General features: G+C 37.0%; 14 protein-coding genes. 2 read left to right on the top strand and 12 right to left on the bottom strand.

The window, feature by feature from the left end:
• Nucleotides 1-32 precede the first annotated feature (32 nt).
• The gene (locus tag AB3M96_RS05425; protein WP_412966564.1) at nt 33-836 is read right to left on the bottom strand and encodes a helix-turn-helix domain-containing protein; all 804 of its coding nucleotides are present in this window, start codon (nt 834-836) and stop codon (nt 33-35) included.
• Nucleotides 837-1,054: 218 nt separating this feature from the next.
• Here AB3M96_RS05425 and AB3M96_RS05420 point away from each other — a divergent pair, with 218 nt between their 5' ends.
• Nucleotides 1,055-1,669, top strand: a complete 615-nt coding sequence (locus AB3M96_RS05420) for a YesL family protein (RefSeq protein ID WP_412966563.1) — start codon at nt 1,055-1,057, stop codon at nt 1,667-1,669.
• Nucleotides 1,670-1,945: 276 nt separating this feature from the next.
• Nucleotides 1,946-2,809: a phosphatidylinositol-specific phospholipase C/glycerophosphodiester phosphodiesterase family protein gene (locus AB3M96_RS05415; protein ID WP_412966562.1), complete on the top strand. Its 864-nt coding sequence runs from the start codon at nt 1,946-1,948 to the stop codon at nt 2,807-2,809.
• 55 nt (nt 2,810-2,864) lie between these two features.
• Here AB3M96_RS05415 and AB3M96_RS05410 read toward each other — a convergent pair whose 3' ends face one another.
• The 11 genes from AB3M96_RS05410 to AB3M96_RS05360 all read right to left on the bottom strand — a co-directional run bounded on the left by AB3M96_RS05410 (nt 2,865) and on the right by AB3M96_RS05360 (nt 19,454).
• Nucleotides 2,865-4,973: a DUF5054 domain-containing protein gene (locus AB3M96_RS05410; RefSeq protein ID WP_412966561.1), complete on the bottom strand. Its 2,109-nt coding sequence runs from the start codon at nt 4,971-4,973 to the stop codon at nt 2,865-2,867.
• 27 nt (nt 4,974-5,000) lie between these two features.
• Nucleotides 5,001-5,759 (bottom strand): sugar phosphate isomerase/epimerase family protein, encoded by a 759-nt coding sequence (locus AB3M96_RS05405; protein ID WP_412966560.1) that lies wholly within the window; start codon nt 5,757-5,759, stop codon nt 5,001-5,003.
• Nucleotides 5,760-5,797: 38 nt separating this feature from the next.
• Nucleotides 5,798-6,766, bottom strand: a complete 969-nt coding sequence (locus AB3M96_RS05400) for an aldo/keto reductase (protein ID WP_412966559.1) — start codon at nt 6,764-6,766, stop codon at nt 5,798-5,800.
• Nucleotides 6,763-7,545, bottom strand: a complete 783-nt coding sequence (locus AB3M96_RS05395; protein WP_412966558.1) for a glycerophosphodiester phosphodiesterase — start codon at nt 7,543-7,545, stop codon at nt 6,763-6,765. Before AB3M96_RS05395 ends, AB3M96_RS05400 begins: the two co-directional genes overlap by 4 nt.
• 192 nt (nt 7,546-7,737) lie before the next feature.
• Nucleotides 7,738-9,021, bottom strand: a complete 1,284-nt coding sequence (locus AB3M96_RS05390; RefSeq protein WP_412966557.1) for a CehA/McbA family metallohydrolase — start codon at nt 9,019-9,021, stop codon at nt 7,738-7,740.
• Between the two features lie 24 nt (nt 9,022-9,045).
• Entirely contained in the window at nt 9,046-9,912 is an 867-nt protein-coding gene (locus tag AB3M96_RS05385; RefSeq protein ID WP_412966556.1) for a carbohydrate ABC transporter permease, read from the bottom strand.
• 3 nt (nt 9,913-9,915) lie between these two features.
• Nucleotides 9,916-10,791 carry an ABC transporter permease subunit gene (locus AB3M96_RS05380; RefSeq protein ID WP_412966555.1) on the bottom strand — a complete coding sequence of 292 codons (876 nt, stop codon included), beginning with the start codon at nt 10,789-10,791 and terminating at the stop codon, nt 9,916-9,918.
• 217 nt (nt 10,792-11,008) lie between these two features.
• The gene (locus AB3M96_RS05375) at nt 11,009-12,412 is read right to left on the bottom strand and encodes an extracellular solute-binding protein (RefSeq protein ID WP_412966554.1); all 1,404 of its coding nucleotides are present in this window, start codon (nt 12,410-12,412) and stop codon (nt 11,009-11,011) included.
• A 137-nt stretch (nt 12,413-12,549) separates the two neighbouring features.
• Entirely contained in the window at nt 12,550-13,575 is a 1,026-nt protein-coding gene (locus tag AB3M96_RS05370; protein ID WP_412966553.1) for a LacI family DNA-binding transcriptional regulator, read from the bottom strand.
• Nucleotides 13,576-13,994: 419 nt separating this feature from the next.
• A complete protein-coding gene (locus tag AB3M96_RS05365; RefSeq protein ID WP_412966552.1) occupies nt 13,995-17,126 on the bottom strand; it encodes an alpha-mannosidase in 3,132 nt (1,043 codons plus the stop codon).
• 369 nt (nt 17,127-17,495) lie between these two features.
• A complete protein-coding gene (locus AB3M96_RS05360) occupies nt 17,496-19,454 on the bottom strand; it encodes an HNH endonuclease (RefSeq protein WP_412966551.1) in 1,959 nt (652 codons plus the stop codon).
• Between the last annotated feature and the right edge of the window lie 48 nt (nt 19,455-19,502).

Genomic DNA, 19,502 nt, shown 5'->3' with positions numbered 1-19,502 from the left:
TGACAGTCCTATGGTGATTAGGACTGTCTTTTTTATTTTTGACTCTTAATAGTAATTGATGCTTTCCTAAATTGCGCAGGAGACATACCCACTATTTCTTTAAATACTGTACTAAAGTACGAGGTATTACTGAATCCCGCATCATAGGCGACTTCGGTAATATTTTTATCAGTTTTTGTTAATAGATTTTTAGCAAATTCAACCCGTCGGGATGCTACAAATTGGGTAATAGTTAATCCCGTACTCTGCTTAAACTGGCGGCTCAGGTATGAAGGATTAATCCCAAGGCTATAGGCGATTTTAGATAAGTTTAACTCCTCTTTGAAGCGTTGATTTATAAGCCCAATGGCGTCAACCACCCCCCGCGGCAAACCTAACTCGGTAATAACTACATTACGTTTGCTTATGACAGTTTTACTAAAGATTCTGTTCAACTCGATTAATAATATATGGAGTAGCGATATTATATACCCTAGAGAATCGGCTTCCTTTATTTTATTCTCAACAAACATCGCATGGATGATAGACGTCAAACTCTCTCTAACTTCCTTTTCCAAAAACAACCTTTCTGGATAGTCTGCAAAGTTCAATTTGATAAATTGAAGTACATCCATGTTATCATGATTAGGAAAGTATTTTTGTAACTCTATAGAAAAAAGCACAATATAAACCTTAAAATCTTGTTGTGGTAATAGTTCCGTTTTATGTAGCTTGTGAGGTCCAATTACAAATAGATCACCTTCAGAGAAGGTATACACCTTATCCTCTATATAACATTTACCAGTACCAGATAACACATACATAATCTCGACCTGTTCATGCCACTCCCAAAGCATTTTCCAGTTGTTTTTCTGGTGGTCTAGCTTTATATCAATGTCCGTTAGTTCTTTTCTAGTTTGAAGATTCTCATAGTTTTGTATAGCCCAGCACCTCCCTTTAACACTATTAATACAAATATAGAAATAAACAAAATGATATATTACACTTATTATAGTAATATATAAGTAATAATTCTATATTTTCTGTTTTCTACTTTTTGCATGGGGTGAGTATAATGAGGTTTCTTAACAGCAAATTCTATAGCATTGCTGAAACATTGACCAATTTCTTTTTTCTAAATATTATTTGGTTAGTAATGTGTCTACCTATTTTTACGATTTTTCCAGCAACTGCAGCTATGTTTGGCGTGATTCGGCAATGGATTATAAACAAAGATACAAGTGTATTTCGAACTTTTTTTAAGATGTTTAAGGAGAACTTTAAACATAGTTTTATCATAGGTACAACTTGGATGATTTATCTTGGTGTTGCCACCATTGATTATTTAGTCATAAATCAATGGGATAGTTACGTAAAAACAATAATTGTGGCTGTATTATTGGCGATTGGTTTACTTTTGTCACTAGTTTCCATACGCGTTTTTCCAATGATGGTCCACTTCAACTTACCATTATCAGGGCTTATAAAAAACTCTTTTTCCTTTTCACTTCTTTACCTACCAACCACCTTATTGATGATAATAATACTTGCTGTCATGATGGCTAGTCTCTATTTTGCGCCAATAACATTTTTATTCATTTTCAGCTTAACAGCTTACATCATTTATTATTTATGTCATAAGGAGTTCACAAGATTAGAACAACTTCCAAACAGTAACAAAACATTGTAAGGTAAACAGGTCTTTGTGTAAGACCTGTTTTTTTGTATTACAGTACCCCGTCAAGCCGGAATTTTACACTATTCTACATAACTAGACATTTAATAGGCGGATATACCCAGCATCACCTAATAATCTGTCAAAACAATAGGAGAATTTAATCATTTACTCTTTAAAATACAGAATGTTAAGATAATTTCGACTCGCTAAATATTTTATATAAAAAGGAGGATTGATAAATAAAGTAGGGAAAGTAGATTTAAAATATATTTTGCTGGAGGGAATTAAGTGAAAAAGTATTTGTTAATGTTAGTCTTTCTTTTAGTTTTTAGTCCTGTTTCGACCGTTTTTGGAAACGTTTCCAGCCAAGAAGAACTTACTCCTCTGGCTAGAGCTCACGCTCATAATGACTATGAGCATGACCGTCCATTATTTGATGCTCTAGACCACGGATTTACTAGTGCGGAAGCTGATGTATGGCTTGTTGATGGCGAATTACTAGTTGCACATGATTACGAGGACATTAATCCTGAGCGTACTCTTGAGTCACTCTATCTTAAACCATTAAAAGAGCAAGTGAAAGCAAATAAAGGTTCTGTTCAACCAGGTTATGAGCATGACTTCATCCTGTGGATTGATATTAAGTCAGAAGATGAAGCTACATACCGTGCTATTCACGACCAACTACGTGAATATCAAAATATACTTACAAGATTTTTACCATCTGGTGTGAAGCCTGGAGCTGTGTCCGTATATATTTCAGGTAATCGCCCACGTGAATATATGGAAAACCAAACTGTACGTTATGCAGCTTATGATGGACGCATGACTGATCTTGGGCAAGGGGATTCGCATGAGTTTATTCCGGTAATCAGTGATAACTGGACAAAACATTTCACATGGAAAGGTGAAGGCGAAATGCCTCAAGCTGAAAAGGAAAAATTAGAATATATCGTTTCTACTGCACATTCTAATGGTCAGGAAGTACGTTTCTGGGCTACACCAGACAGTGATACACCTGCCCGCGAGGCACTATGGAAGGTTTTATTAGATGCTGGAGTTGACTTACTCAACTCAGACGATTTAGCAGGACTTCAGAAGTTTCTACTAGAAAATGACCCAAATCCTTCTGTACCTGTTACTCCTTGGTAAAAAAAAACAAGAGGTGTGAGGATTTTTCCCCACACCTCTTTGTTGCCTCAGCACTTTAGAAGGATTTTAAATTTAATCTAAAACGACTCTTCCCATCTTCTTCATACCACATAGGGAAGTTTGTGCCCCAAATGTTGTTGTAAATGTTGAAGTGGATACCACCCTCCAAAGATGCAAAGCTATTGTCGAACTGTAATAATCGTTTTTCACCAGGTGAAACAAGTGGCGAATCCTTCGTTTCAAGAACAATTTCTCCATCTGCACCGTTGTAGTAGACACCTTTATCAACAGCATGTAAGTTTCGGTTCCCGTTTTTGACGACTTCTAGTGGAGATAAGCGCTCCCCCATTTTTTCAAGTTTCCAACAGTTAGGATTGTCTACTTGTAATCCAAAGGAGAACCACATTGCTTCAGGTAAACGATTGGCATCCTTTTCAAACCATTGAAGTTCAACATCTAATGTCTCACTATACCTAGCAAAAGTATATTCAATCGTCAATTTTCTAGGAGAACCATATTCCGTAACAGCATGCTCTGACATTACAAGTTCCACAAGGACAACTACGTTCTCCTCCGTTTCCCGTTTACTAATGGAAACAACTGAAGGTTTATAGACCTGATGTCTTGGCATAGGAACAACAAGCTCCATTCCTGGCTTTCCTTGATCTGCATCTGACCAACTGTGAGTTTGGCTAGTGTTTTCAACATATTCATGGAACCAGCGCATAAAGTTTTCTACGCCAAAGCTTTCGTATGAAAAGACGCCAAGACGGTTTTGGTTATTTGACCATTCCTTCCCCTTACTATCTATTAGAGAAGAAATCGACCCATCATCTGCAAACATAACCTTAAATGCTCCAAGTGAATACAGAGTGTTTATTTGTAAGAGGTTGCTCCCACTTTCTTTCTTTTGCGGATCCAACAAAGCAAGTGCATGCCGGGCTTCTTTTTGACGTTCTTCAGATAAAGCAGAAATTGCTTTTTCAATATATGAACGTTGTTCCTTCCAGGAGCTTTCAAACAATTCATAGCTTCTATCATTCCATGAAGTAGTAAATAATTGTTCTGATAAACTATCAAACTCATTCATGGCAAATGAACCGATGTAACTGTACTTCTCAGGAACTGAATCCTCTGAAATGGTATTCCTTGAACGTGCAGCTTTAAAATCACGCTTTGCATAATGTTTGTAGTCATTCAAATACTTCTTCTCATCTAAGCCCCATGTATGCTCAGGAATTAACAATAACCAGTCTGAAAATCTTATATGTTCCTCACTTGTTACGTCCAGCTCTCCTTGAGTAATCCATTTGTTTCGAAGGCGTAGAAGTTCACGATAGTATGCTACTTTTTTCGGGTCTGTTGCTACACCATGAATCCAAGAGTCACCAATTTCCTCGTGGACTACCGGTAAGTTATGCTTATGATCCTGTAGTTTCGCTGCGAACTGATCCATCGTTGATGCCTTAATAACTGCGTTTGGAAACTTCGTTTGCAAGCTAGCAAACTCTGTTTTAATATCTTCAATGGACGGTGGCCCACAATTATCACCCGTATGTGCAAAAACCATGACCTCTTTTAATCCATCAATTCGTAAAACATCCCCATAGTTATCCGCATAGTTCACGATAACCTCTGAACCGTCTTTCCCTCTCCATACAAAAATGTTCGGTACAGACGGAACCTTTGATGCGGGATTTACTCCAAAATGAATATATTCAATACCAGCCGCTGCTAAATAGGGGATCATGGCCTTTGTGTGGCCCGGTACATCTGTCATTTTAGCTGAGATAGTTTTCTTTCCAAATTTCTCGTCTAATCTCTTTGAAATCGAAATACCATACTGAAAGAGCGATGCGTCAATCAGTTCTGTATGTGTTGTAAAAGGTAGACCGTGCCATGAGATGTAGCCTTTGTTTATGGCTTCTGTCATCCTTTTGAATGCTTCCTGGTCTGCTTGCTTTAAGTACTCATGAATTAACCAAGAGCCTGTTGTCCATAAGAAACCCGCTGTTGTGTCTTCTTGTTCCAGATTTTCTGCTAGTTCAATAGCTTTTGGTATATATGATTTGATATATTGCTCTGTGACATTTTCCGCTAAATCTGTAAATCCAATGTCTAAATGCGTTTTGAAGATGACATGAACCACTTCAATATCGTTCACGCTGCTATTCACCACCTAGTCTGCGTCTTATAGTTTCACTTTTTCTGAGATTTTAATAAGATTTGTTAAGCTAAGTTCTAAGCTGTCTAAAGGGTTTCCCGGACAAAAGTCCTGTTCAACACAGTAGTACTCTACTCCGTTTTGCTCGCCCCACTCAAGAATTGGTTCAAAATCAATGGACCCCGTACCTATTTCAGCGAAATATTCACGATCATCATTCGTCATATCTTTTAAATGTAAAATAGGAATGCGATTTGGGAACTTTTTTATAAAACGTAACGGGTCAACACCGGCCTTTTTTACCCAATACGTATCAACCTCTGGATAGATAGAGATTCCATCCTGTTCTTCCGCAATATACTCTAATGCATATTTGCCATCAATTTTTGTTTTGAATTCAAAATCATGATTATGGTAGCCTACTCGGTAGCCTTTTGCCTTTTTCGAAACTTCTATTAAGTCATGCTTTGCTTTTAGGTACCCTTCAAGATTTTGCATATCTTCCTCTAAGTAGTGACAGAAAAAGTCTGTTGTTTCAAACAAATCTGCTTCTTTTAATACATTCTCTAATTCATTGTTCATTCGATCTAAACTGATGTGCATTCCCGCAGTTTTCAAGCCAGTCTCTTTTAAAACATCTGCAATTTCTTCGGGAGAATAATTATATAAACCATCAATTTGAACTGCTTCCCAGCCCATTTTCTTCAATTCTCGTAAAACACCTGGAAAGTCCTTACTAATTTCATTGCGCAACGTATATAATTGAGCCGCAAATTTATGTTTCATTTTTCCTACTCCTTTTCAAGTAGAGTATTTGTAAAAGATTACTTATTACTTACGGTGTCTTCTACTATATTAAGATAATTCATATCTTCAGCAGATAATTGGATATTTGAACCTTTAATAGAAGATCGTAATTCCTCCACCTTTTCAGGTCCAATGATTGCACCGGTCGGATATGGTTGATTCAGTACATACGCAAGTGCAATTTCAATAGCTGTGGCACCCTTGATTTCGGCAAGTTTTTGGGCACGCTTGTAACGCTCCCAATTCTCATCACTGTAATAAACCTGCGCAAATTCTTCATCTTCTCTATTATCAGGTGAAAAACGGCCACTAAAGAACCCACCTGCTTGTGAGGACCATGATAACAACGGAAACTGATTTCCAACATGCCAATTAGAGATTTCCTCATTGACTGATACACATCCTGGCCATCTAGGCACATTACATTTCGCTAGACTTAAATTAGGGCTGCTGAATGTAAACCCAACAAGGCCATGCTTAGCAGCGTACTCATTTGCCGCTTGAATTCTCTCGTGCTTCCAGTTTGATGCACCGATTGCATGCAATCTGCCTGCGGCAAGATGCTCATTTAAGACTTCGATAATAGGTCCAACCTCAACATTTTCGTCGTCTCGATGTAATGCGTAAAAATCAATATAATCTGTTCGTAATCTTTCTAAGCTTTCGGTAATATCCTTGGTAATCGTCTTTGGTTTCACACGTGGCCCTGGCTCGGGATCATCCGGATGAGCACCTTTTGTAATAATATGTACTTGGCTGCGGATATTTCTTTGTTCAAGCCATTCTCCTAAGATAACCTCACTATCAATATACTGATGAGCAGAATCAAACGTATTCCCACCAACATTTACAAACTCATCCATGATTGAAAAAGCATGTTCCCTGCTCTCTAATCGAAAGAAGCCTGCGGTTCCCATGATTAATCGGGATACCTTTTTCTCAACAGATTTATGATCAATTACTCCTCTAATGGTAAGGTAGTTCATTTGTGAATCCCCCTCTCTGCATAAAATTTCGCCCTTTCCTCAATCATAACGTCAGGAAAATTCGTATCCATTGCATCAATTCCCCACTCTAAAATAGTCCTCCAGACAAATGGGTCATCACTCATACTACCGTGGACATAAAATCCATGATTATGTAATGACTCTACTAGACTAGGAGACAAGTGAATGATAGGTACGTTCAATATTTGTGCTTGAATGGATCGTAAATATTCAATTGGATTTATAAGTCTTGATGCACTAATTGCTCCACATAACACCTTTTTATTGTATCTCCTTGCTTCCACTAAAGAAGCGTGGTTGAACGACATAACTTGTACCTGATCCTCCATCCGGTAATGCTCAACTAGCTCTACAACCTTCTTGGCAAGTGGTTCGTGCAAATGCTCAAGTTGTTTTAGTTCAATATTGATCCAAATTTTGTCCTTTGACCATGCTAATACTTCCTCGAAGGTTGGAATTCTCTCGCCTGCAAATTCCTCAGAAAACCACGAACCTGCATCCAACTTCCGAATGTCTGCTAGCGATTGTTGATGAACATACCCTTCTCCGTTTGTTCGCTTATTAAGGAAAAAGTCATGGTATACAATGACTTCCCCATCTTTTGTTAACTGAACATCTAGTTCAAGCATATCTGCCTTCAGTTCTACAGCCTTTTTAAAAGCAGACATTGTATTTTCAGGACAGTAAGTTGAAGCTCCACGATGCGCTCCGATATAACTGGTGTGGTTACCCTTGAAAATGCTTGTGATTTTCTTCACCTTCTTTTATTTATAGTAATAAGTCACCCTTATTTACGTTCAGATTCAAATTGCTACCCTTGATAATAACCATCCTAGAAGTGTGTGTTTCAATGAATCACTACACTCTAAAAATGAGCTTCACCTTAAAGTTGCGTCTGTTTCGTTGAAGTTAAATTTATTTCAACTTATTTTTATTAATATACCGAGAAACTAATTCGTAAAATAGATCGGGTTACACAATGCTGCCATCAATCGCTTTTTGACTTCAGGAAAATAGCGCCACACTTCTACTCTATAAAAAGAACAACCATTAACTTCCCATGTTTGTGCTAGTTGATCTTGACCTTCTTCAATCATAATTTCTTTTTCAATGCCTTTATTTGAAATGATTTTGACAATATCGCTATACTGAACATCATTGACTTTTAATTCAATCATTTCATCTGCTTTTTCACATACATCCCCGACCATGCTATCTCCGCAGGTTAGGTCAATAAATGGTCCTTCTGGTGAATAGGTTAATACCACATGACCTTTATCAATGGTTTTTAATATTTCTTGGCTTGTTAATGCTTTGCTGTATACCCAATTCGTTGGCATTCCATGCTTTACATAAAGTTGCTGCGCATTATGAGCATCACTTCCGCCAACAGCAACTAGTCTTCTTCCTGCAACAAGCTGTTCATGCCACCAGTTAACAGCATCCTGATTATCTTCTCTCCAAGGGCCGTTCCAAACTTCTACCCAATCATAATCAAAATTCCAATCTAATCTCCAACCTGTATTCGGACAGTACGGATGATTTAAGGAAACATAGGCACCATGCTCACGAGCTTCTTTAATTCGGCTATGCAGATCTTCCATATTGTTTACACGAAAATCCTTTACAGGATCCTTTACTCCATAAAAATTCAGATGACCCTTATTCGTGGTTAGTTCCATGCCCGGAATAAACAGTGTATTTGTATCACGTGGGTATGCCTCATTTTGACTTGCTGCATTATGATCCGTTAAACCTACAAAGTCTAAGCCAAGACTTTCCACAAGGTCTGCTTTTTCCCGAAGGGTAAACTTTCCATCACTATGTACACTGTGTGTATGAAGATCACCTTTTAACCAACGGTGCGTTTCCAAGGCGTATTCAATCGTTAGATTTACAGAACACCCTTTTTCTGCTACCTTATAGCTTCCAAGAATAACTGCCCATTGTCCCGCTTCAATCTCACCATGTAAATAACCAGGAGTAGCTTTTGCCTGATGAATAAAAAACTCCGTGCGTGCACCACCACTCCAGCCGCGTACTCGATATTGATCTTGCACTCCCAAATCGATAATACTAGTAGCGACTCCTGCATGTATAACTTCCATTTTTACATGAATTTGCTCTACCCCTTCGGGAACTGTAAAAGGAACTTCGATATAGAGTCCTTCTTCTTCGCGTGAGATAAACCTTGAAACAATTTCTGACTTCGAAGTAGCAAGTATATTTCCCATGTCCTTTACCTCCTAATATGGATGCTATTCTTTTGTTGAACCCAGCATAATTCCTTTAACAAAGTACTTTTGTACAAATGGATAAATGATTAATAGCGGTATTAGCGCAATTACAATACCTGCCATCCGAACATTTGCTGTCATAAAATCACTACTAGACGTAGCATCTGATGTTAAAATAATCGAACGTAGTGCGAGCTGTAACGTATATTTCGTATCATCGTTGATATAAAGTAGTGCTGACGTGAAGTGATTCCAACGGCTGACAAATTCAAATAATGTAACTGTTGCAAGTCCCGGTTTTGCTAAGGGCAGATAGATTTGCACGAAGACTCTGAAATCTCCTGCTCCATCCATTTTAGCGGACTCAGCTAAACTGTATGGTACAGACAAGAAAAAGTTTCGCATTAAGAGAACACTAAAACCAGAAACCAACCCATGAATGATTAATGAAGATAATGTATTTAATAATCCTAAATCTTTATTTACTACGTAAAGAGGAATCATGATTGCTTCTCCAGGAATCATCATGGTTAACATGATTAGTGTTAGCATTAATTTCTTACCTGGCAAGCCTCTTTGAATTAATACATATCCTGCCATTGCAGATAAAAACACATGGATTACTGTTCCCACCACAGTAACATAAACGTTGTTGGCAAAAGGTCTCCATAACTCCATCTTTTTCCAAATAGTTTCATAGCCTTCGAAACTTATTTCAGTAGGGAATAACTTTATTCCAGGCTTCATCGATTCGATATTCGAAGATAACGAAACGGTTATTGTATTTAATAAAGGGATAATCATCGTTAGAACTAGTAGCAATAGAAAGATCGTATTAAACACGTAAAATAATCTTCTCTGCCAACTCCAATGGCTCCATTTCTGCATCTTCTATACCTCCTCATCGAATCGCGTTAATCTTCTAGCAACGAGAGTCAGAATTAAGGTTACTAGGATAACCAGGAATGACGCTGCTGTTGCTACACCCATTTGAAACTCGAGTATTCCTTTTTCATAGGTGTATGTCATTAATACATCTACTTCTCGTGTAATAGCTGGGTTACGCATAACAAAAATTTGATCAAATATCTTTAATACACCTAATAAGTTTAATAGAAATACAACCTTCATCGTTGGAACTAAAGACGGTAACATAATATGTTTGATTTCGTGCCAACGAGATGCACCATCTATTCTTGCTGCTTCATATAAAGAAGGATTAACTCCGACAATCGCAGCCAAATAAAGAATACAGGTATACCCCATGTCCTTCCAAATTGCAGATAAGATCATTAAAGGACGGGCAAACTTTTCTTGAGTAAAGAAATGGACCGGTTCTCCTCCAGCTGCTTTTATAATCTCATTAACAAGCCCTCCGTCTGGAGAAAGGATATATATCCATATCCCACCTACTACAACCCATGAGAATAAATGAGGAACATAAATGACCATTTGAGTAAACTTCTTAAAGGAAGCACGTATCACTTCATTTAATGAAATAGCTATAAGAATTGGAAAGGCGAATCCAATTAGTAAAATTCCTCCACCAATAATTAATGTGTTTACTAACACTCTCCAAAAGATTGGATCTTTTAAAACAGTTATGTAGTTTTCAAGTCCAACAAATGGACGATCACCAATAAGTCGAAATTCTTGCAAGCTAATAATAAATCCTTTTGCTAGTGGATAATAAGAAAATAAAATAAAATAAGCCGCAATTGGTATCATCATTATATAAAGCCATGAATATTGTTTAAGAGCTTTCATTCGTATCATCACCTTTTCACACGGTTTCTCAGGAGTTTGTATAAATACACGTTTTCCCTTTTCCGCATTGTGGATAAAACAAAACCTGGATTTCTCCCACAAAGGGAGTAAAGCGTATCTTTATTTACTTTGTAATGTCTCTATGTGGCGGCCATGTAAAATTCATATTGTAAAAAAGAAGGAGGGCTTTTCAGCACCGCCCTCTTTTTCCACTGATTTACTTATCAATTAAACCTGCATCTAATAATTCTTTATGCATTTTGTTAACAGCTTCTTTTGCATCCATTTCACCCATCATGGCTTTAAAAGCATAGTTTTGAATGATTTTCTCTGCTAGTGGCCAATCTTCAGTTGAAACCTCTAAAGAAGAGTTACTTAGGATAACTTCTTGTGCTTCTTTAACACCTGGTAGCATACCGAATGGGTTTTCCCAGTTTGTGTTGTTTGGAATAACAACCCCATGGTCCATTCCGTGTTCTTTACCAGTATCAGTTAACTCATACTTACCATCAGCAAATGTGTAGTCATTGTCTAAAATACCAAGCGTACTTAATACGTTTCCATCTTCAGAATGCCAGAACTCTAAGAATTCTTTCGCTACATCCGGATTTTCAGCATTTACAGGAATCGCCCAAACACTTGGGTCCCCACGACGAAGCATCTTCTTACCATCTGGACCTGCTGCAGCATTAATACCTTTTGCTACAAACTCAGTATTTGGATCTTCTTCTAACTTAATGTTATTAAATAATCCAACCCAAGCATCCCAATAAGTCACCATACCTACACGGTCTGTTAAGAATAGTTCACGCATCTTACCAGTGTCGTTTGTTGCAAAGTTAGGATCTAATAAGCCCTCTTTATAAAGCTTTGCAAACCATTCAAATACTGGAACAGCCGCTTCTGTTGCAATTGGTATTGTACGATTACCATCTTCATCAATTACATAACGATATTTCACACCAGCTGCACTGAAGAAACCTTGAACATCATACATACCAGCAGTTGAAAGTCCGTATGTATCATCTTTACCGTTTCCATCCGGATCTTGCTCTTTAAACGCTTTGAATACATTATAAAAATCATCAAGTGTTTCAGGCTCTTTAAGGTTTAACTTTTCCATCCAGTCTTGACGAACAGTTGGAAGTGTACCACCTTCAAATTTGTTAAATACCCCATAGATTTTTCCATCATCATATTTAATTAGATCCCATTCCTCTGTTGGAATAACGGAAGAATCAGATAAAACTTTAGAACTGTCAATTGTGTCATTTAACTCTGTTAATACTCCTTGGTCTACTAAAATATCCATTAGGTTTTTAGTAAGTAGGACTAAGTCAAATTGTTCACCAGATGACATAGAAGCCATTAGCTTTTGATCGTAGTCAGAAGGTGGTTTAACCATCTCTAATTTAATTCCTGTTAATCTTTCAACCTCTTTAATGAACAAATCATTTTCTTCAGGAGTTTTCCCACCAACAACATTCGTTAACATACGAAGTGTTTTTACTTCCCCATTGTCTTTTTTGTCATCATCGCTACTAGATTCCTTAGATGTACAAGCTGTTAATAATAAACTAAAAATCATCAAGACAATTGCAAATAACTTAATATTTTTCATTACTTTCCCTCCCCTTTTTTCGGAAAAATATAATTACAAACATTAAAAAACACCTTATTTTGCTATTCACAGATGTTGAGTTTTAACGAAATGTTATCTAAAAGTGCTAATCCCCCCCTTCAATGAATTTATTACTACTACTTCATTTCAACCTGGGTGATGTTTTTACAAGAATCCCGAACAACAAGTTTTGCAGGAATCATTTTTTGTTTTGGAGCTAGTTGATCATTTAATACATTAATTAATACTTCCGCTGCTTCCTCACCTAATTTTTCCGGGTATAATTCAATACTAGTAAGCTTTGGAGTCGTTTCTAGTGCAAGAGTTTCGTTATTACTGAGCGCAACTAACGATAAATCATTTGGAATTTCGATTCCACTCTCTCTAGCAGCACGAAGCACACCAAGTGCAACTCTTTCAGTATCAGCAATAACAGCTGTAAACTTATTTCGTTCACAGGCTTCTAGTAAACTATAAAATCCATAATCCGAAGCATGTTTATATTTCTCCAAGTTGTTATAAATGATATTCTCTTCTATAAAAGGAAGATTATAGTTTTCAAAAGCCTGTCGCAGCCCCTCTTTACGATCCTCAGCAACAGTCATACCTTGTTCAGCATTTAAAAACAGAATATCTTGATGACCATTTTCAATTAAATATTCTCCTACCTGTTTAACAATCTCGATATTATTGTTGTCAACAAATTTCGAATCTTCATCGCCTGTATTCGGTCTACCAATCACAACAAATGGTATATTGAACTGCTTATATTGGATGATTCTCTTATCGTTCTCCTTCGGATTTAACAAAATCACCCCATCAACTGGATCTCTTGAATAGAGAGATGATTCTTCATCTTCAAAAATCCGGTCTAAGAGTACCCTATACCCATGTTCAGTACACTTTTTTACAACGCCGTTAATAACCTTTAAATCGAAGCTCCCCAGCTCAAAATCTAAGGTTGGCATCTTTAATCCAATAATCATGGTTTTCTTGATTGCAAGACTCCTAGCAACATGATTAGGAACATAGTTTAGTTCTTTCGCAACAGTTAATACCCGTTCCGTTACCTCGGTGCTAATCGGTCTTTTTCTACTAAACACATTTGAAACAGTCCCTTTTGAAACTCCTGCTTTCTTCGCAACATCTTCTATAGTTACCATATGTACTCCCTTATTTCCGTATATTTAGTAAAACCGGTTTAATGATTTGGTTAACAAATCTTGATATTTTCTATAATTCATAGTAATTAAGTATTACTATTCATAAGAAATCTCTTATTTTTATATTAAAACGGTTTAATGATTTACTAAAAAATAGGTAAATATCTCATAAAACACATTATGTATTCATTGTTTTTCAACCCTGTAACCCCATTTTAGGACAACATTTTTAAGCTGATTTGCAAATGAAGTAAAAGAATTGTAAATATTTATTAAAAATCTATGAAATTGTAAAACCGGTTTAATAAATGATTACGCTTTCATTATAAAGAATATTCATAAATATAACAACAATAAATTTTATTTTATTTTTCAAAAACATAGAAAAAGAGAGTCAAAATAATGACTCCCTAGTTTCCTTAAAAATAGATTGCTATTGTTTTTATTTCATATGGGTTTATTGTAAATTGAATTGGGCCATCTTGCTCTTCTGATATCCCTTCTTCCATAAGATCGGTTTCCTGCCACTTCAGAAATGCTTTATTCAATTTTATTGTAACTTCGCCACGTCTGCCCTCAAATTCATGAAGACGAATAATTACAGCTTCCTCATCCTCTTTTTTCTTAATGGCATCAATCTGAACATGCTTACTATCGAGAGTCAATAAGGATTGGATCGCCGAATCAAATTGTCCTTTTATCGGAAGTAACGGCTGATTTACAAACCAAGCTTGCTTTACCGTTTCGCCAATCCGCCAATCTCCCTCATGGGGAAGAAGTGAATATGTAAATAAATGTTCCCCTTCGTCAGCTAACGGATCAGGGTAGATTGGTGATTTTAACAGTGACAGTCGTATCACATGATCCTTAATGTCATAGCCATACTTACAATCATTCAGTAAGCTCACACCATAACCTGCTTCAGATATGTCGGCCCACTGATGTCCCACAGATTCAAATCGTGCCATGTCCCAACTCGTATTCCAATGAGTTGGACGTTTCACATTTCCAAATTGAATATCATAAGTTGCTTCGGTTGCACGAATATCTACTGGGAAGGCAACCTTAACAAGCTTTTGTCTTTCCTGCCAGTCAACTCTTGTTTGAAAATCAATACGTCGGGAATGAGCATAGAAAATCATATCCTGTTCAATTAATGAATTACGATAGCGCCATTTCGTATGTATGACAGCTCGAACTTCACCATTTTCAACAAGGTTACTTTCTATTAACTCTGTAACTTGCTCTTCTTTTTCCTGATAAAAAATATCAATATCCCACGCGTCCCATTGAACAGGTTTATCCTCAAAGACTTGAATCACATTTCCTTTTTCGTGCGGTTTTAAGACTTCCCGGTTTACTGTTTTATCATAAAGTCTTGTCAGTTGTAAATTTTCATTCCATTCAATAACGTAGAATTGTGTTTCAATACCTTTTTCACGTAAAGTAGCTGTTACGCCTTCATATTCAGGTAGAGCACTGTCATTTTGACAGAAAGTTATTTTTGTAGCCCCATAGGAGCGCAGTTTCTGCAGCTTGACTACCCAGCCTTCCGCAGTACGTTGGCATTGCAACCTGTTTCCTTCGTCATCAATCCAATACCCACCCATTTGGTTTTGTTCATCAATAGGAATAGTTACGTGCCGGCTATCTTCCCAATGTGTGGCATTAAAAATCAAGTAATTATCCGGGTTATCTTTCATTAAATGCTGCAGGGAATCAATTTTGACCTTTCCGCCAATTTGGGCAACTTGTGCATATTCTTCTTTTGCATCCTCATACACCTCGTGGATGGAGGATCCTGGAATAATATCATGAAATTGATTCCGAAGTAGTATCTTCCAACCTTCTTTCAACTGATTTTCCTGGTACTTATCCCAATTGGTTTCAAGTGCAGCCCATACTGACAACCACTCTACCTCCCGATACAACAATTCAAGCTTACGATTCATCCGCTTTGTATAAGCCTGACTTGTGTAGGTCCCCCGATGGTATTCAAGATACAGTTCACCATCCCATGTATGCACGTACTCGGTTGTGTTTTCAATGGTTTTATGTAGCTCCTTAAAAAATTTACCTGCTTTTGTGGTTTTCACCTGTGGGAGCCCTGGCATATTTTCAAATCTTCGTCTGAGTTCAAGCATTTCGCGGTTCACACCACCACCGCCATCACCGTACCCATAAGCTAGCAGTAAGTCTTGATTTATTCTTTTATCTCGATATCCTTCCCAAGAACCAATAATTGTTTCCGCGGTGATCTCACCATTGTATGTATAGAACCATGAATTATCAGGCATGGATGGAACAGGTGTTGTAATGAAATGAGTTACGATATCACTACCATCTATACCTCTCCATTTGAATGTATCATGTGGCATGCGATTATATTGGTTCCAACTTATCTTTGTTGTCATAAATGTTTGTATACCGGATTTTTTTAAGATTTGTGGCAATGCCCAGCTATACCCAAACACATCCGGAAGCCATAAATAGTTGCAGTCAATTCCAAATTCCCGTTTTAGAAATTGTTTTCCATATAGAATTTGGCGAACAAGTGACTCACCGCTGGGAATATTGCAATCAGCCTCAAGCCACATCGCACCTTCCGCTTCCCATTGTTCAGTCTTTATCTTTCGTTTAATCTCCTCGTAAATCTCAGGATAATCTTCTTTTATATACTCATAGAGCTGCGGCTGTGTTTGTAAGAACGTATACTCCGGAAATTGCTCCATTAGGCGAAGAACTGTTGAAAAGGATCGAGCAGTTTTTTCACGTGTATGCTTCAATCTCCATAGCCATGCAACGTCAATATGAGTATGACCAACACAATGTATCGTAACCTTATGGTGTTTTTTAATTGTTTGCAGCTGTTTCAACAAGTAGTTTCTTGCATCTTGGCAGCTGTCATAAAAAGTGAGATCTCCTGGGTAACTCCAATTTATAAGGTTAAATGCCTGATTAAGCGCAGTGGTAATCTCATGCTTCTCAGGACTCTCTTCCGGAAGCTCATTTACTGTTTGCAAAGCTGCTAAAGCAGTATAATACAGGTCATCTACCGTCTCATCCAACCAAGAAAGCATTCCAACTTTAAACTCATAATGCTGCTCTGTTGGTTTTCCTCCCCCTTCAAGTCCGGACCATAAACGGAAATCCAATTGAACATCTTTCCCTACTTGTTCAGGTGAAAAAAACACCTCCTGATGGTTAGAATCTACCCCTTGATATGGATGGTTGTTAAGGAAAAGCAAAGATTCAAACCCTTTATTATTACCAGGACCAGTTCTTCCAAAGTTAAATACACCAACTACCTTTTTTCCTTCCCATGAAGCAGGAATGTGAATCTGCTTTGATAGCCAAATATAACGATCACGTCCGCTCCAACGGTCCCCTATTCGAAATGTTTCAGTACTCGGAACACTCTTTGGAGGAAACGCACCAATCTCTCCATTATCCTCTAATAGAGTAAAGTCATTTACGTCCGAACAATCACGGTATCGATAATTGGAAAGCTCCTTGATTCTTGCTTCAAGTTTGTTTTCTGTAAAAAACATAACGCTCCCTCTTTTCTATTTACTTTTGTAACTCGGGAATTCGTTAAAAAAGATAGAAATCCTGCTAATAGGGTGAAGTTTATTAGATAGAGGTGAAAATTGAAGGAAAGACTAACAGTGGATTGTATGGCTAATCGGTTGTATGTATGAGCAAAAAGCTTTTAGTCAGGTTTACCCTTTTTCTTTATTGTTGAACCTAAAAAAAGCCCAACTCCAAAAAGGAGTAAGGCAATTATATTGAAAAGGCTTTTTGAATCTTTTAAGTACTTTTTTATATACTTCCTCAATTACTACAACTGAACGAGTATCTTTGAAAATAGTAAACAACAACGAAGGTAGTCCAACATAAGCCTAGATTCTATACCCTTTTTATTCATAAAAGATAACTTCAAGTCGGTTCATTACCTCGATAATTTCGCCCATAAGCTCTTCTTCACCTTTATTGTTCAAAGTAACCAAAATTTTATCTAGCGTTTGTTCCACTTCTTGTTTTAATAAAGACTTATCTTTCGAGAGTTCTTCTAGTAAATTACGATTAGAACGAAACTTATTCTTTTTAAAATTTGCTAAACATTTTTGGAAGGCCTTCTTTACATCAGCAGTTTCAACTGCTGAATGACACGAAGCACAAAGAGTAACCAGATTATCCTTATGGTGAACTCCACCTAGTCTACGTGGAATCTTATGATGGACATGTAAATGGGTTTCAGCTTCACAAACAACACAGCGCCAATGGTCCCGATCAAGAACCTCGTTTTTAAGTTTTTCGGTAAAATCCACATTCCATAGATTACTGAACATGATTTTCCCATTCTTATTTTCAATTCTATCTAGGACTTCTACATGCGGTAAAATAATCATTTCCACTAAAGACATGATTGACTCTTCTACCGAATCATTGAAAATAAACTCTTCACCTTCGCTATCACTTTTTTCTTCCCGTTTTTCTTCGAACACAACTTGCGAAAGATCAATAACAAACTCATATACCTCTTGGTAGGAAGACGTGCCTCTTACTACTTCCATGACTTCTTTTGCACGTTCATAAAATAACTCAATCCGCTCTGTCTTCCAATTAGGAATTTTTTGTTTCAATAAGGTAGGGACATATTTTCGCCAAAGCTCTTCTTTAGATTTTTCCTCAACCTCTTCCTGTACAGCACCGTCTCTGTACCGGTTGATAACCTCAAGAGGATTGATAACATCAGTTTCTTCTTCTAAAAAATCCACTAAATATAGTTCTTCCAGTCTGGTAACAAGAGTACTGAGTTCCAATTCGCTCATTTCATTTAATTGTTTACGGGTTAACTTTCTAAAATTAAGTTTTTCATAACCCGGTAATGAAAAAAGATCCATTGCTTTAACCAATTGCAGAATACGTCCCTCTACCGAATCATCAACCTCTATGGAATCCATGTTTTCGATTTTTAGTAATAAATCTTGAAGCTGTTTAAAGGTACATTCATTTAATTCCTCTTTGGCTATTTCTCTGTTATAAAAATCAATCCATTCAAATCCTTCAACATCGATTACATTTTTTTCTTCAGCATACTTCAAGATTGAATCTACCATTTCTGTGAATTCTGTATGCTGATCATACAGATCCTCTAACTTAACAAGTAATGCTTCTAATTGTTCTTGATTTAATTTGGCTAACTCACTTTTAGCCATTTCAACATTTGTAAAGGTAATACCTTCAACAACTTCAAGGGATAGCTTTTTTACATGATCTAATATGTCTTCAATAATAGTATCAATTTCTATTTTCTCATTATTTAGGGGAGGTATCGTTATACTTTCTTTTTGAGGCACTGTAGTCTTCAAAATCTCCTTTATTGGAGAAGGAGTCATCCTTTTTACCGGTAATTCATCATACGATAGTTGATTGTAAAGAAAAACAAGCTCATGCTCAAGTAAGCCTCTTAATGCATATTTGGCTACACTAATCTTGGAGAAATTAATATCTTCATAGCCTTTAAGAGTAGTGATATGTTTTTCCTTCACCATCTCTATGATTTGCCGAATTAACTCATTTTTAATCAAGTTGGGATTATAAGTTTTCTCAAGTAATTCAAATAAAACATCTATCTCTTCAACACTTAATTGCTTTCTCAGCGCAATGCTGCCCAGCCTATTAAAATGTAAATCTTCAAAACCGGGATACTCCCTAATCCCCATCACTCTGGCAATTAATAAAATTCTGTAAACCTTATCCTCAATCCCTTTAACGAACTCAGCCATTTCCCCACCCCATTTACCTCTTATGATGACTATTCTACCACCATTCCGGGATACAGGGACAGGTACATTGTCCCAAAATTGGTTCAAGCGACACATTAGGTCAGACCACAAATTCCAAGGTCTAAATTCATTCCT

It is taken from the genome of Ferdinandcohnia jepli, from assembly GCF_047246645.1.
Lineage (GTDB): Bacteria > Bacillota > Bacilli > Bacillales > Bacillaceae_L > Ferdinandcohnia.
This window is presented reverse-complemented; position numbering and strand designations above follow the sequence as displayed.

Coding starts and splice junctions, on each gene's coding strand:
- AB3M96_RS05425 (WP_412966564.1), bottom strand. CDS start 836: ATGCTTTGGGAGTGGCATGAACAGGTCGAGATTATGTATGTGTTATCT.
- AB3M96_RS05420 (WP_412966563.1), top strand. CDS start 1,055: ATGAGGTTTCTTAACAGCAAATTCTATAGCATTGCTGAAACATTGACC.
- AB3M96_RS05405 (WP_412966560.1), bottom strand. CDS start 5,759: ATGAAACATAAATTTGCGGCTCAATTATATACGTTGCGCAATGAAATT.
- AB3M96_RS05400 (WP_412966559.1), bottom strand. CDS start 6,766: ATGAACTACCTTACCATTAGAGGAGTAATTGATCATAAATCTGTTGAG.
- AB3M96_RS05390 (WP_412966557.1), bottom strand. CDS start 9,021: ATGGGAAATATACTTGCTACTTCGAAGTCAGAAATTGTTTCAAGGTTT.
- AB3M96_RS05385 (WP_412966556.1), bottom strand. CDS start 9,912: ATGCAGAAATGGAGCCATTGGAGTTGGCAGAGAAGATTATTTTACGTG.
- AB3M96_RS05380 (WP_412966555.1), bottom strand. CDS start 10,791: ATGAAAGCTCTTAAACAATATTCATGGCTTTATATAATGATGATACCA.
- AB3M96_RS05375 (WP_412966554.1), bottom strand. CDS start 12,412: ATGAAAAATATTAAGTTATTTGCAATTGTCTTGATGATTTTTAGTTTA.
- AB3M96_RS05370 (WP_412966553.1), bottom strand. CDS start 13,575: ATGGTAACTATAGAAGATGTTGCGAAGAAAGCAGGAGTTTCAAAAGGG.
- AB3M96_RS05365 (WP_412966552.1), bottom strand. CDS start 17,126: ATGTTTTTTACAGAAAACAAACTTGAAGCAAGAATCAAGGAGCTTTCC.